This window comes from Nocardia jejuensis NBRC 103114, from assembly GCF_001613145.1.
GTDB lineage: Bacteria > Actinomycetota > Actinomycetes > Mycobacteriales > Mycobacteriaceae > Nocardia > Nocardia jejuensis.
Genome location: NZ_BDBU01000024.1, coordinates 14,602 through 28,648, shown reverse-complemented (window position 1 = coordinate 28,648; position 14,047 = coordinate 14,602). Strand labels below are relative to the sequence as shown.

12 protein-coding genes are annotated in these 14,047 nt (G+C 69.1%); 11 read left to right on the top strand and 1 reads right to left on the bottom strand.

Annotated elements, in window-relative coordinates; genetic code table 11:
* The first annotated feature begins 2 nt into the window (after positions 1–2).
* From NJ1_RS19235 to NJ1_RS19185, 11 genes are all read left to right on the top strand, one after another.
* Complete coding sequence (locus NJ1_RS19235) at positions 3–1,073, top strand: LLM class flavin-dependent oxidoreductase (protein ID WP_067696181.1); 1,071 nt, start codon at positions 3–5, stop codon at positions 1,071–1,073.
* Positions 1,070–2,695 (top strand): ABC transporter substrate-binding protein, encoded by a 1,626-nt coding sequence (locus NJ1_RS19230; RefSeq protein ID WP_067696178.1) that lies wholly within the window; start codon positions 1,070–1,072, stop codon positions 2,693–2,695. The genes NJ1_RS19235 and NJ1_RS19230 overlap by 4 nt, the downstream gene beginning before the upstream one ends.
* A 4-nt stretch (positions 2,696–2,699) precedes the next feature.
* A complete protein-coding gene (locus NJ1_RS19225) occupies positions 2,700–3,659 on the top strand; it encodes an ABC transporter permease (RefSeq protein WP_067696175.1) in 960 nt (319 codons plus the stop codon).
* Positions 3,660–3,694: 35 nt separating this feature from the next.
* Positions 3,695–4,012, top strand: a complete 318-nt coding sequence (locus NJ1_RS19220; protein ID WP_067696172.1) for a hypothetical protein — start codon at positions 3,695–3,697, stop codon at positions 4,010–4,012.
* An 11-nt stretch (positions 4,013–4,023) separates the two neighbouring features.
* Positions 4,024–4,893 (top strand): ABC transporter permease, encoded by an 870-nt coding sequence (locus NJ1_RS19215; RefSeq protein WP_084478506.1) that lies wholly within the window; start codon positions 4,024–4,026, stop codon positions 4,891–4,893.
* The gene (locus NJ1_RS19210) at positions 4,890–6,974 is read left to right on the top strand and encodes a dipeptide ABC transporter ATP-binding protein (protein ID WP_067696169.1); all 2,085 of its coding nucleotides are present in this window, start codon (positions 4,890–4,892) and stop codon (positions 6,972–6,974) included. The genes NJ1_RS19215 and NJ1_RS19210 overlap by 4 nt, the downstream gene beginning before the upstream one ends.
* Positions 6,974–8,095 (top strand): LLM class flavin-dependent oxidoreductase, encoded by a 1,122-nt coding sequence (locus NJ1_RS19205; RefSeq protein ID WP_067696166.1) that lies wholly within the window; start codon positions 6,974–6,976, stop codon positions 8,093–8,095. Before NJ1_RS19210 ends, NJ1_RS19205 begins: the two co-directional genes overlap by 1 nt.
* Before the next feature lie 8 nt (positions 8,096–8,103).
* A complete protein-coding gene (locus tag NJ1_RS19200) occupies positions 8,104–9,468 on the top strand; it encodes an NtaA/DmoA family FMN-dependent monooxygenase (RefSeq protein WP_067696163.1) in 1,365 nt (454 codons plus the stop codon).
* Entirely contained in the window at positions 9,465–10,271 is an 807-nt protein-coding gene (locus tag NJ1_RS19195; RefSeq protein WP_067696159.1) for a DUF1684 domain-containing protein, read from the top strand. Before NJ1_RS19200 ends, NJ1_RS19195 begins: the two co-directional genes overlap by 4 nt.
* Complete coding sequence (locus tag NJ1_RS19190; RefSeq protein WP_067696157.1) at positions 10,268–11,401, top strand: LLM class flavin-dependent oxidoreductase; 1,134 nt, start codon at positions 10,268–10,270, stop codon at positions 11,399–11,401. The genes NJ1_RS19195 and NJ1_RS19190 overlap by 4 nt, the downstream gene beginning before the upstream one ends.
* 237 nt (positions 11,402–11,638) lie before the next feature.
* Positions 11,639–12,145 (top strand): GNAT family N-acetyltransferase, encoded by a 507-nt coding sequence (locus NJ1_RS19185; protein WP_067696154.1) that lies wholly within the window; start codon positions 11,639–11,641, stop codon positions 12,143–12,145.
* 207 nt (positions 12,146–12,352) lie between these two features.
* Here NJ1_RS19185 and NJ1_RS19180 read toward each other — a convergent pair whose 3' ends face one another.
* Positions 12,353–13,627, bottom strand: a complete 1,275-nt coding sequence (locus NJ1_RS19180; RefSeq protein WP_067696151.1) for an ROK family protein — start codon at positions 13,625–13,627, stop codon at positions 12,353–12,355.
* Positions 13,628–14,047: the final 420 nt, after the last annotated feature.

The window sequence follows — 14,047 nt, the reverse complement described above, 5'->3', positions numbered from 1 at the left end:
GCGTGAAGTTTCTCCAGCTCACGCTGATCACACACACTCCGGATCCGGTCACCGGCGTGACCGAGACAGCGCGTCAGCGGCTGCGCCGTGCGGTCGAGAGTGCCTGTCTGGCAGAGGAACTCGGCTACGACGGGTTCGCGGTGGGGGAGCGGCACGAGGATCCGTTCATCTCGGCGGCTCCGCCGGTGGTGCTGAGCCACATCGCGGCCCTCACCCAGCGGATCGCGCTGTTCACCGGCGTCACCACGCTGAGCCTGCTGGACCCGGTGCGGGCCTTCGAGGATTACTCCACGCTCGACAATCTCTCGGACGGCAGGCTCGAGCTCATCATCGGCAAGGGCAACGGTGCGGCGCAGGCGCAGCTGTTCCACGTCACCACCGATGACCAGTGGGACCGCAATCGCGAAGGGTACGAGCTGTTCCGCAAGCTCTGGGACAGCGAGAACGTCACCTGGAGCGGTCGTTTCCGGCCGTCGCTGACCGAGGCCAAAGCCCTGCCGCGCCCGCATCAGCCGCGCCTGCGCATCTGGCACGGCAGCGCCACCAGCCGCGAATCCGCGGATTACGCCGCGCAGCACGGTGATCCGCTGTTCTCGGCGAACGTCACCTATCCGATCGACTCGTACGCGGAACTGGTCGACCACTACCGCGAGCGATGGGCGGCCTACGGGCACGATCCGGCCGAGGCGCTGGTCGGCGCGGGCACCGCGGGCTTCCTGATCACCCCCGATTCGCAGACCGCGGTGGACGCCTACCGCCCGATCTTCGAGGCCAGACAGGCGGTGGCGCGAAAGTTCAACCAGCCCATCGTGTTCGAGTCGGTGGAGGATTTCGTGGCGCGCTCCTCCGCGCTGATCGGCAGTCCGCAGCAGGTGCTGGACAAGCTGTCCCGCTACCACGAGCGGCTCGGTCACGAGGTGGTCCACTTCAGCGCCGACGGTGACGGTCGCACCGAGAAACAGCACCGCGAAAGCCTCGAACTGTTCCAGGCCCAGGTCGCACCAGAGCTGCGCCGCCGCATTCCGAGCCGTTCGCTCGGAGCCGATCGTTACCCCTCCGGAGATCTCACGTGAATCGTTCCATCGTCCAGGCCGCCAAGCGCCCCATCGCGATCGCCGGTGCGCTGGCCGCCACCCTCACCCTCGCCGCGTGCGGCGGGGACAGTGGCGGCAGTGCCGACGACGCCGGTCCGCCGCAGTCCGGCGGCACCCTGCGCTACGGGCTGTCGCTGCCCGCGACCTGCTCGGACCCGGCGCAGTCCACCGCGAATCAGACCATCTACGTGGTGCGCCAGGTGGTGGACTCGCTGCTGGATCAGGATCCGGAGACCGGGGCGCTGAAGCCGTGGCTGGCCGACAGCTGGTTCGTCAGCGCGGACGCGAAGTCCTTCAGCTTCCACCTCAAGGAGAACGTCACCTTCAGTGACGGCACCCCGCTCACCCCGGACGTGGTGCGCCAGAACTTCGACTCGGTCGTCGCGCTCGGCAGTGTGAAGTCGCCGTACGGCGCCACCTACCTCGCGGGGTACGCCGGTGCTACCGCGGTGGACGCGCGCACCGTGCGGGTGGACTTCAAGTCGCCGAACGCGCAGTTCCTGCAGGCGGTCTCGACTCCGCAGCTGGGCATCCAGTCCGCGGCCACCGTCACCAAGTCGGCCGATGACCGCTGCCTCGGCACCAACATCGGCACCGGCCCGTTCACCTACGCGGAGTGGAAGCAGAACACCTCCGCCACGCTGGCCAAGCGCACCGGATACACGTGGGGCTCTTCGGTGTTCGCCAACAAGGGCGACGCCTACCTGGACAAGATCGTCTTCACGGTCGTCCCGGAATCGGGCGTGCGCACCGGCAGTCTCTCCTCCGGGCAGCTCGACGCCATCAGTGACGCACTGCCGCAGGATGTCCCGCAGATCGAGGGCGGTGGCGGCAAGGTGCAGTTCACCGCCAACCCGGGTATCCCGTTCGGCCTGCAGCCCAACGTGACTCGCGGCCCGCTGCGCGATTCCGCGGTCCGGGCGGCCCTGCTGACCGCGATCAACCGCCAGGAACTGGTGGACACCGTCCTCGGCCCGCAGTTCAAGACCGCCACCAGCGTGCTGGCCTCGCGCACCCCCGGGTACGTGGACCTGTCCTCGCGCCTGAAGTTCGACCAGAGCGCTTCGAAGAAGATCCTGGACGATGCCGGCTGGGTGCCCGGTAGCGACGGCATCCGCGTCAAGGACGGGCAGCGACTGTCCGCGAATGTGGTCTTCTCGGCGGTGTTCGCGGGCAATCAGGCGATCCTCGAATTGATTCAGCAGCAGCTGCGCCCGCTCGGCTTCGAACTGAAGCTGGAGCCGGTCTCGCAGGCGGAGAACACCGCCCGGCAGAACAGCAAGGACTTCGATTTCATCTACTACAACACCAGCCGCGCCGACGGCGACATCCTGCGTACCTTCGCGGTGGACGGGCGAAACCTCAATGCCCGCGGCCCGTCGGAGAAGCTGGACACGCTGCTGACCCAGGAGCTGGCGACCACCGACGCCGCCGCGCGCACCCGCATCATCAACGACACCCAGGGCGTGGTGCTCGACGAGGGCCTGTGGATCCCGACCATCGAACTCTCGCAGGCCATCGGCGTGGCCAAGGGCGTCGCCGGAGTGAGTTTCGACGCCTCGGCGCGCCTGCAGTTCCACGACACCTGGGTCAGGCGGTAATCCCGTGCGCCGGTACGTGATCGGACGGATCCTGCAGGCGGCGGGAGTGCTGTGGGCGGCTTTCACCCTGTCGTTCCTGGTGCTCTTCGCGCTGCCCTCGGATCCGGTGGCCATCGCCGCGGACTCCGCCCCCGGGACCCCGGTGGACGCGGCGGCCGTCGCGGAACTGCGCGCCAGATACGGTTTCGATCAACCGATCTGGGTGCAGTACTGGAACGCGCTGTCCCATGCGGTGCGCGGCGATCTGGGCCACTCCATCGGTACCGGCCAATCCGTCACCGGCGCGCTCGGTGACGCTCTGCCCTCGACCCTGGCGCTGGCCTCGCTGGCGCTGACCCTGGCCGTGCTCGGCGGGTCGGCGCTGGCCCTGATCGCCGCATACACCGAACGCCCGTGGCTGCGCGGGGTGCTCACCGCGCTGCCGTCGGTCGGCGCGGCCATGCCCACCTTCTGGGTGGGACTGATTCTGCTGCAGGTGTTCTCGTTCCGGCTGAAGCTGGTTCCCGCGTTCGGCGGCACCAGTTTCAGCGCCACCGTGCTTCCGGCCGTCACCCTCGCCATACCGGTGGGCGCGGTCATCGCGCAGGTGCTGTACGCCAGCCTCGCCAATACCTGGCGACAGCCGTTCGTGGAGGTCGCCTTCGCCAAGGGCGCGTCACGCTGGTGGGTGCAGCTGCGTCACGTACTGCGTCCGGCTTCCGGTGCGGCGCTGACGGTGACGGGACTCTGGGTGGGCACCGTGCTGGCCGGATCGGTCGTGGTGGAGACCGTGTTCTCGCGCGGCGGCATCGGCCGCCTCACGCAGGAAGCGGTGCTGCGCCAGGACATTCCGGTCGTGCAGGGCATCGTGACCTTCGCCGCCCTGGTGTTCGTGACGGTGAACCTGCTGATCGACCTGGTCCAGCCGGTCCTGGACCCGCGCGTGGCGCGCGCTTCCACCGGCAGGGAGCGAGCTCATGCCTGACCACGTTGTCACCTCCCCTCGAAAGGAGCACCGCCATGACTGACGGGTTGTCGCCGCGGGCCGCGCTGTCGCTGCCGCAGCGCATGATTCGCCGCGTACAGGCTCTCGCGCACCGGTTGGGCGACGCCGGTTTCGCGGGGAGCCATGACCTTGCGGAGAACCCGGGCCACCGCGGCGGCCCGGCATACGGCGACGACGTGTTCGGCTACTTCGAGGACCAGCTGCACGGCGGCGAGCGTGGACTGTGGCGCAGCGAGTTCCGGTCGCAGCGCAAGGTGATGTTCCTGTCGCATGCGCTCGTCGATCCCGGTATCGCCTACTGGTACGCCGATGAGGAGTCCTCCGATGCCTGAGGAGAGTTCGAATGTCTGAGGCAGTGGCGCTGCGTGAATCCACCGCGCTGCCCTCGATCGCGTGGCGGACGGGCTGGAAATGGTTGCGGAGCAATATCGCTCTGGTGGCCGCCGGTGCGGTGCTGCTGCTCGTGCTCGGGTGGGGCCTGGCGCCTTCACTGTTCGCGAGCAGGGATCCGCTGGTCGGTGTTCCGGCGCAGAAGCTGCGGGGACCCAGTGCCGAGCACTGGTTCGGCACCGACAATCTGGGGCGCGATCTCTACACCCGGGTGGTGCACGGCGCGGCGCTGTCACTGACCGCGACGGTGTTCGCGGTCCTGCTGGGTCTGGTCTTCGGTGCGCTCATCGGCCTGATCTCCGGAATGTCCGGGGGCGTCGTTGACGCGGTGATCAGCCGCATCGTGGATACGCTGCTCTCGATTCCGGAGCTGTTGCTGTCGCTGGCCACCATCACCGTGCTCGGAGTGGGCACGCGCAATGTGGCCATCGCGGTGGGCCTGGCGCTCATCGCGCGGTTCGCCCGGGTCATGCGCGGTGAGGTGCTGCGCGTGCGGCAGGCGCCCTACGTGGAAGCCGCGTTCGCCTCCGGAGTGCGCTGGCACACGGTGCTGTTCCGGCATGTGCTGCGCAATGCCTACGGTCCGGTCGCGGCGCTGGTCGTGGTGGATTTCGGTGTCTCGGTGCTCGCGGTCGCCTCGCTGAGCTTCCTCGGCTACGGCGCGGTCCCGCCTACCCCGGAGTGGGGGACGCTCATTTCCGAGGGCCGGAACTTCCTGGCCACGGCGTGGTGGCTGACCACCCTGCCCGGTCTGGTGATCGTCGCGCTCGTGCTGGCTACGCAGCGGATCGCGCGTGCGGTGAACAAGGACGGTGCCCGATGAGCAGCCGGACAATCGAGAACGGGACCGAACGCGCGGTGCGGCCGCGTCCCGAGAGCGCCGGCGCGGCGCTGCTGAGCATCGAGGACCTCCGGGTCGAGTACCAGGGGAGCACCGGGATCACCGCGGCGGTGACCGGGGCGTCACTGCAGGTGCGGCGGGGCGAAACGGTCGCGCTGGTGGGTGAATCCGGTTCGGGGAAGTCCACTCTCGCGCACGCGGTGATCGGACTTCTCAACGGCGGCGCGATCACCGGCGGTGAGATCACCTTCGCCGGGGATCGGATCGAGCGCGCCTCGCAGCGGGTGCTGCGCGGAATACGCGGCGCGCGTATCGGTTTGGTGCCTCAGGACCCCGGAACCTCGCTGAATCCGGTGCTGCGCATCGGGGATCAGGTCGCGGAGGTGCTGCGCATCCACGGTCGCGCCGATCGGCGCACCGCGCGCATCGAGGCCGTGCGGATCCTCGAGGAGGCCGGACTCGATCGCCCCGAGCTGCGCGCGCGCCAGTATCCCCAGGACCTGTCCGGCGGCCAGCGTCAACGCGTGCTGATCGGCATCGCCCTGGCCTGCGGGCCGGAACTGGTGATCGCCGACGAGCCCACCAGCGCCCTGGATGTCACCGTGCAGCGGCGCATTCTGGACCACCTGGAACAGCGGACCCGCGAATCGGACGCCGCGGTCCTGCTCATCACCCACGACCTGGCCGTCGCCGCCGAGCGCGCCGACCGCATCGTCGTCATGCAGCACGGCCGCATAGTCGAAACCGGAACGGCCGCAGAGGTACTGGGCCGGCCCCAGCACGAGTACACCCGGCGCCTGGTTCAGGCGGCCCCGAGCCTCGACGACGCGTTGCGCCCCCGCGCAGCGGAGGGCGCCGCCGCCCGTGCGCACGCGGGCCGAGAGACTCAGGGCCACAACGGTTCACCGGCTCGGTCCGTGGTCCAAGGTTCCGAGGGACTGGCTTCGCGGGCCGCGGCCCAGGGCTCGACTCCGCAGGCCGGTGTGTCACAGGCTGCGGTTGCACAGGATTCGGCCCTGGAGGGCGCAGCATCACACGTTGCGGTCACCCAGGACTCGGCTCCGCAGGACGCGGTGTCAGGGGTTGCGGTTGCACAGGACTCGGCGCCGCAGGACGCGGTGTCGCAGGAGGTCGTCCCACAGACGACAGCCCCACAGGCCGCAGCATCCCACACAGGTTCGCGGGCGGTCGGGGCGCGGAACGTCGAGGGGCAGGCGGCGCGATCGGACGGTGATCCGCTGCTGTCGGTAACCGGTCTGCGCAAGACCTTTCACATCGCGCGCGGGGTGACGCTGACGGCGGTGAACGAGGTATCGCTCAGCGTGGGGCGGGGTGAGACGCTCGCAGTCGTGGGGGAGTCGGGGTCGGGGAAGTCGACCACGGCACGGATTCTCGCGCGGCTCGCGGAGCCGGATGCGGGCACGATCACCTTCGACGGCCGGGACATCACGCGGTTGCGCGGAGCGGGATTGCGGGAGCTGCGGCGGCGGATCCAGGTCGTCTATCAGAACCCGTACGTCTCGCTGAATCCGAAGCTGACCGTGGGCAGGATCGTCTCGGAACCGTTGGAGGCGTTCGGGATCGGTGATCGGCGCTCGCGCCGGGAGTCGGTCGGGGAACTGCTCGAACAGGTCGCCCTGCCGCGCGAGTACGCGCAGCGGCGTCCCGCCGAACTGTCCGGCGGACAGCGGCAGCGGGTGGCCATCGCGCGTGCGCTCGCCCTGCGGCCGGAACTGGTGGTGCTCGACGAACCGGTCTCCGCGCTGGACGTCTCGGTGCAGGCGCAGATCCTCGAACTGCTCGAGCGATTGCGCTCGGAGTTGAACCTGGCCTACCTGTTCATCTCACATGACCTCGCGGTCGTGCGACGCCTGGCCGATCGGGTCGCCGTCATGCGGGAGGGCGTGATCGTCGAAACCGCCCGCACCGCGGACCTGTTCGCGAATCCACAGAACGAATACACGCGCGATCTCCTGTCCGCCGTGCCCGCTCCGCGCATTCGTGACGCGAGTTCCGGTCGGCAGGACGCCGACGGATCCGCCCCTCTGGAAAGGACCGCGTGATGGCGAAGAACACACCCCTGCTGCTGGGTCTGGAACTGTCCGGCACCGGGGCGCACCCGGCGTCCTGGCGTCGCGCCGACTCCCGGGCCGAGGAACTCTTCAGCCCCGACTACTGGGTGGACGCGCTGGGGGCCGCGGACCGCGCGGGCATCGATCTGGCCTTCGTGCCCGATTCCTTCGCGCTGCAGCCGGTCGGCGCGCGGGGACGGCTCGACGCGGTGGCCGTGACCGCCCGCGTCGCCGCGCTCACCCGCCGGATCGGACTGATTCCACAGGCGACCGTGACGCACACCGAGCCGTTCCACCTGTCCAAGGCGATCGCCAGCCTCGATTTCGCGAGTGCGGGCCGGGCGGGCTGGGAGGTCGGGGTCTCCGCCGCTGAGGCGAAGCTGTTCGGCCGGAAAGCGGAGCAGGACAGTCATTCCCGCTGGTTCGAGGCCGACGAGGCGATCGAGGTGGTGACCCGGCTCTGGGACAGCTGGGAGGACGACGCCGAGATCAGGGATACCGCGACCGGACGCTTCGTCGACCGCGAGAAGCTGCACTACATCGACTTCACCGGCGACAACTTCGCGGTGAAGGGCCCGTCCATCACCCCGCGCTCCCCGCAGGGCCAGCCGCTGGTGAGCGTGCGTGCCGCCGAGACGCACAGCGCGCGGACAGCGGTGCAGCGCGCCGACCTGATCCGGATCGTCGCACCGGATCTGACCACGGCCGCCGCCGTCCGGCGTGAGCTGCGGGCCGCGATCACGACGGCGGGCCGGGACCCGGATCAGGTTCGGGTGCTGCTGGACATCGATGTGCACCTGGCCGCCACTGTCGACCAGGCCGCCGCCGAGGTGGCGCAGCTCGAGGAATGGATCGCGACCGAGGCCCCGCGCACGGTATTCCACATCGGCACCGCCGACGAACTGCGCGGCATTCTCGCGCAGATCCACACCGGCGGCGTCGCGGACGGCGTGGTGCTCCGGCCGCTCGCACTCACCGCCGTCCTTCCCTATCTGACCGAATTGGCCCCCGCCGCGACCGGACGGTCCGAGGCCGCACCGGAGGGCTCCGCGCCCACCCTTCGCGAGCGTCTCGGTCTCCCGCGCCCCGCCAATCGTCACGTCCACGCCTGAGGAGAAGCATGCCTGAACAGCGGATACGCAAGCAGATTCACCTCGCCGCCCACTTCCCGGGCGTCAACCACCACACCGTGTGGACGGACCCGGAGTCCGGCAGTCAGATCGATTTCGACTCCTTCGTACATCTGGCGCGGACCGCCGAACGCGGACTCTTCGACTTCTTCTTCCTGGCCGAGGGGCTGCGGCTGCGCGAGCATCTGGGCCGGGTGCACGATCTGGACGTGGTGGGCCGCCCGGACACCTTCACCGTGCTCAACGCCCTCGCCGCCGTGACCACCCACCTCGGCTTGGCCGGGACCATCAACACCACCTACAACGAGCCCTTCGAGCTGGCCAAGCAGTTCGCCTCGCTCGATCACCTCTCCGGCGGCCGCGCGGCGTGGAACGCGGTCACCTCCTCGGACGCCTTCACCGGCGAGAACTTCCGTCGCGGTGGGTATCTGGAGCACACCAAGCGCTACACCCGGGCCGCTGAGGTGGTGGACGCGACCCGCGCGCTGTGGGACAGCTGGCCCGCCGACGCGCTGGTCGTGGACCGCGAGAACGGCGTCTTCGCGCAGCCCGCGCGCGAAGTGCGTTTCTCCAGTGAGCAATTCGAGATCGAGGGCGAGTTCGTCCTGCCGGGCAGCCCGCAGGGGTACCCGGTGCAGATCCAAGCCGGGGACTCCGACGAGGGCCGCGAATTCGCCGCGGCCAAGGCCGATGTCATCTTCAGCGCGCACGGTGAACTCGAGGACGGCAGGCGCTTCTACGCCGACGTCAAGGATCGTCTCGCCAAGTACGGACGCTCCCGCGAGGATCTCAAGATTCTGCCCGCCGCCGGTTTCGTGCTCGGCGATACACCCGAGGAGGCGCGAGCGAACGCCCAGCGCATCCGGCGGCAGCAGGTGAGTCCGCAGACCGCCATCGCGTTCCTTGAACAGGTGTGGGGCCGTGACCTTTCTGCTTACGACCCGGACGGACCGCTGCCGGAGATCGATCCGGTCGAGAACGTGAACATCACCCGCGGCCGGGTCCGGCACGCCAAGGATCCGCGCGCCATCGCCGAAGCCTGGCGGGCGAAGTCCGAGGCCGAGAACCTCTCCATACGCGAACTCATCATCGAGACCACCGCGCGGCCCCAGTTCATCGGCACCCCGCGTCAGGTCGCCGCCGATATCGACCGGCACGTGCAGACCGACGCGTCGGACGGTTTCGTGCTCGTCCCACACCTCACACCCGCCGGCTTCGACGAATTCGTCGAGAAGGTGGTTCCGGAACTCCAGGACCTGGGCAGTTTCCGCACCGAGTACACCGGCTCGACCCTGCGCGACCACCTCGGTCTGCGCAATCCGCACCACAGCACCGAAGGAGTTCGCGCATCATGACCGCCACAGTCACCGAATTCGACCAGCAGTGGTCCACCTTCCGCGCCGAACGCGCCGCCTGGGCGAGGCAGCCGCTGGGCTGGCTGAGCCTCACCGGCCTGCACTGGCTCGGCGTGGACGCGGAAACCTTCGACGGGGTGCCCGGCAGCTGGCGTGCCGACGCCGAGAACGTCCATCTGACCGTCGATTCCGGGCAGGAGTTGCGACTCGAGGGTGAATTGCTTTCCGGCGCGGTGGAATTGACCCCCGGTGAGGGCAAGCCCGGCCTGGAGCTGCGGACCGGCGAGCGGTTGATCGAAGTCATCCGGCGCAGTGGTCGATTCGCGCTCCGGATTCACGATCCGGCCGCCCCGGCGCTGGCCGCGTTCACCGAGATTCCCGTCTACCGGCCCGATCCGGAGTGGGTGGTCACCGGCCGCTTCACGCCGTACGAGGTCGCCCAGGTCGTCACCACCGGTGCGGTGGTCGACGGGCTGAGTCATCACCACACCGCCGGTGGCACGGTGACCTTCGAGTTCGACGGCGTCGAACACGAGCTCGTGGTGTTCGGTTCTCACCTGCTTGGTCAGCACGTGCTGTTCACCGACGGCACCAGCGGCATCACCACCTACGGTGGCGCTCGCCGCCTGGATCTGACCCGGCCCGCCGCCGACGGCACCGTGGTCCTGGACTTCAACCGCGCGGTGAACCTGCCGTGCGCCTTCAGCGACTACGCGACCTGCCCGGTCGCGCCACCCCGAAATCGCCTCGGCATCAGCGTCGAAGCGGGCGAGAAGGATCCTCGGCAGGAGCACACGGCATGACCATTCCACTCTCGGTGCTGGACCTGTCCCCGATCAGCGCGGGGTCCACCGCCAGGCAGGCGCTGCGCAACACCATCGATCTGGCGCAGCAGGCCGAGCGCCTGGGCTATCGCCGGTTCTGGATCGCCGAGCACCACTTCGTGAAGGTCGCCAGCTCGGCATCGACCACGCTGATCGGGCTGATCGCGGCGGCCACCGACTCCATTCGGATCGGCACGGCCGCAGTGCAGTTGGGCCATCACACCTCCGCGGCCGTGGTGGAGGCGTTCGGCACGGTCGACGCGCTCTACCCGGGCCGGCTGGATCTGGGTCTCGGGCGCTCGGGACATCGCGGCAATGCCTTCCGGTCCGCCGGTGTACCGCCGGTGCCCACGAAGGAACGCCCCACTGTCGTGCGTGACGGCGTGGTCATCCCGCCGCCGTTCATTCCGGGCCAGTACCTCGACACCACCCGTCTCGCAGCGGGTTTGGAGACGCTGCAACTGCCGGGCGCGCAATCGCTGCCGTACACCGAACAGGTGGCGCAGATCCAGGCGCTGCTCGCGGGCACCTTCACGGTCGGTGACGGTGTCGACCTGCATGCGGTGCCCGGTGAGGGCGCGGACATCCAGGTCTGGCTGTTCGGCAGCAGCGGAGGCGAAAGCGCGACGCTCGCAGGGAAACTGGGGCTGCCGTTCGCGGCGAACTATCACGTCTCGCCCGGCACCATCGTGGAGACCGTCGAGGCGTATCGCGCGGCCTTCCGGCCCTCGGAGCGCTTCGCGCGTCCCTATCTGGTGGTGTCGGCCGATGTGGTGGTCGCCGACGACGACGCGACCGCGCAGCACCTGGCCTCCACCTACGGGCACTGGGTCTACAGCATCCGCAGCGGTGCGGGCGCGGCGGAATACCTCGACCCCGATACCGCTCCGCCGCTGGCCGATCGGCAGCGCCGACTCGTCGACGATCGGGTGAACACCCAGTTCGTCGGATCCGCCGCCACCGTGACCGAACACCTGCACGCGCTCCAGCAGCTCACGGGCGCAGACGAATTGGTGATCACCAGCGTCACGCACAAGCACGAGGATCGGCTGAACTCGCACCGCCTGCTGGCCCGCGAGTGGGGGCTGTCCCACGTGCGCGCCGCCTGAACAGACCGTCCGCCGGGTGGTGATGCCCCGGTGGACGGTCCAGAACTCGCATCGCCACGCCGTGGAACGGGGACTCCGTACGGCGGGGTGATGTGGGAACCGCACCGCGCGCAGGGCCTCGCGCGCGTGCGGATCAGGGCCGGGCCCGGACACGTGGACCTGTCCGGGCCCGGCCCGCTCCATGCCGACCCAGCGGTATCGGCCTGCGAGCTCCCCGTCACGCGTAGCGTCGATACGGTGACAGTTCTCGAGACCGAGCGACTCCGGCTACGCCCTTGGACCGCCAGCGAATCGGATATCGCACTGTGGATGGGGTTGCATACGGACTCCGAGGTGACCGAGTTCCTGGGTTCGTACAACTGGGAGTCCACCGTGGAACGTCTCACCGCGATGGAGAAGCTCTGGACCACCCGTGGACACGGGCAGTTCGTGGTCGAATCCCGGGCGGACGGCCGGTTCCTGGGTCGTGCGGGCCTCAACTACTGGCCGCAGTTCGACGAGGTGGAGGCCGCGTGGACCTTCCGCCGTGAGGCCTGGGGGAACGGTTACGCCACCGAGGCCGCGAAAGGCTTCCTGGAGTGGGGCTTCCGGACCCTGCCCGTGCCGTACATCGCGGCCATGATCCACCCCGACAATCTGCGTTCCAAGCGGGTGGCCCTGCGGCTGGGATTCACCGTGCTGCGCTCGGACATCTTGAACAAGCATCCGGTGATCGTGCACGCGCTGTATCGCCCGGAGTCCTGAGCGCCAACGGGTTTCGCGATCGGTCTTCGAATCGAGATCGGTCCCGAGCCGCGCAGTGTCCCGAACTGCACCAGCCCCGAACCGCACCAGTCCCGAACCGAGAGCAGCGCCCGAGCCGGAACTCTCCCGCGAATCGAGAAGTCCCCGCCGGTTACTTCCGGCGGGGACTCGAGGCGTCGGGGTCTCCTCACCGGACCCCGCTCCTGCCTAGCGCGTGCGAATCGCGCGGCGCATGGCCGAGAGCGGATCGGCGTAGAACACGCTGAGCGAGGTGACCGCCGCGGCGAATTCCTGTACCCGTCCGCCGAACCGGCTGATCCGCAGATCTGCCGCCGGCAGCGTGGTGCTTTCGGCGAAAGCCTTTGCCACCCGCTCCATTCCGGGCCGGTAGCCGGTGAACGCCTGTCCTCCGAGTACTACGCGATCCGGGTTGAACATGTCACGCACCAGCGCCGCGGTGCGGCCCAGGATCTCGGCGCGCTCGAGGAGCAGTTCGCGGGCCGGGTCGTTGCCGGAGTCGGCGAGCCGGTACAGGTCCGCGATCACCGGACGGCGCGGGGCCTCCGGCTTGGGCAGAATGCCCTTGCGCACAGCGCGTTCCAGCAGCGAGCGCTCACCGATGGTGGCCTCCAAGCAGCCACGCCGGCCGCAGGAGCAATCCACATCCGAGCCGGTGGGCAGGTGCGCGATGGAGCCCGGGCCGTTGGCGGGAGTGTGCACCCGATCGTGCAGAGTCACTGCCACACCGGCGGTTTCGCGAGCGTAGATGTAGAGGCTGCTGCCCGGACGAGTCTCCTCGCCCGGATCGCGGCCCGCGAGCAGCAGCTCGGCCGCGGCCATCGCCTCCACGTGCGCGGAGACCGAGACCGGCAGATCGAGAATGCTGCTGAAGATGGCGGCCACCGGAGCGGCCTGCCAATCCAGGCGCGGATGGTCCACGACGCCGCCCGCCGGATCCACCCGGCCGGCCAGCGCGACGCCGGTCCACAGCGGCTTGCGGCGCGGCAGGCGATCCAGGAACGCCTTGGCGCTGCGGGCCACTATGGTCAGCGCCGCCTCGGAACCCGTTTGCGGAGTGGCGATTTCGAGCCCGCCGAGAATCCGGCCGGACAGATCCGCGGCCACGATGCGGGTGACGGTGAAGCCGATGTGCACGCCGACGGTGACGTACGAGTCGGTGTCCACCTCGAACGGCACACGCGGCCGTCCGACCGCGCCGGACGCGGTCAGGTCGGCGCGCTCACGCAGCAGCCCCGCCGAAAGTAGCGAGGACACTTGGCGATTCACGGTCGCGATGCTCAGACCGGTGGTCTGGGCGGCGACATCGCGGAAGATCGGGCCGCGGGTGGCGGACCGCAGTACAGCGGCGGCGGGGTTGTCGGTGATCCGCAGCTCCGGCGGTACCGCGGGGCGAGCCGGAGCCAGACGTGCGGTGGCAACCGAGCCGGTGGTAAAGGAACGCTCGAGCGTGGGACTGGACATTCAGAGATCCTTGCTGCCGTCCCGCCTGATCACAGGGGGGACAAATGCCTACACGAAGATTTCAGCGATGCAGCGAGGTGGCCCCGGCGATTTTCGTCAGCGACGAAATCAGCGATTCGGAGATCAGTACCCGGCTGCGCGACGGGAGGGACAACACAGTTCCCTCTGACGCGGCAGCCGCACACCCAGCGCGACGGTCACGTATGTGACTCGCGGGGCGGAGGGGCGACTGGAAGACATGGGATCAAATTAGCATTCCGCTCGCCCTGAACGGAAGGCGCGAACGACCGCACCGGTCTTGTACGGGTCCGGAGGCGCTCTCACCCCAAACCCTACGCACAGCCTCCCTCCAGGCCGAATCTTTTGTGCCGGTAAGGAATTGCCGATCGTCGGATGCGTCCCCGCGGTCCGGCCGAAAGT

Excerpts from the sequence above, each read along its gene's own strand:
- NJ1_RS19220 (WP_067696172.1), top strand. The coding sequence starts at position 3,695 with ATGACTGACGGGTTGTCGCCGCGGGCCGCGCTGTCGCTGCCGCAGCGC.
- NJ1_RS19215 (WP_084478506.1), top strand. The coding sequence starts at position 4,024 with ATGTCTGAGGCAGTGGCGCTGCGTGAATCCACCGCGCTGCCCTCGATC.
- NJ1_RS19210 (WP_067696169.1), top strand. The coding sequence starts at position 4,890 with ATGAGCAGCCGGACAATCGAGAACGGGACCGAACGCGCGGTGCGGCCG.
- NJ1_RS19205 (WP_067696166.1), top strand. The coding sequence starts at position 6,974 with ATGGCGAAGAACACACCCCTGCTGCTGGGTCTGGAACTGTCCGGCACC.
- NJ1_RS19200 (WP_067696163.1), top strand. The coding sequence starts at position 8,104 with ATGCCTGAACAGCGGATACGCAAGCAGATTCACCTCGCCGCCCACTTC.
- NJ1_RS19195 (WP_067696159.1), top strand. The coding sequence starts at position 9,465 with ATGACCGCCACAGTCACCGAATTCGACCAGCAGTGGTCCACCTTCCGC.
- NJ1_RS19190 (WP_067696157.1), top strand. The coding sequence starts at position 10,268 with ATGACCATTCCACTCTCGGTGCTGGACCTGTCCCCGATCAGCGCGGGG.
- NJ1_RS19180 (WP_067696151.1), bottom strand. The coding sequence starts at position 13,627 with ATGTCCAGTCCCACGCTCGAGCGTTCCTTTACCACCGGCTCGGTTGCC.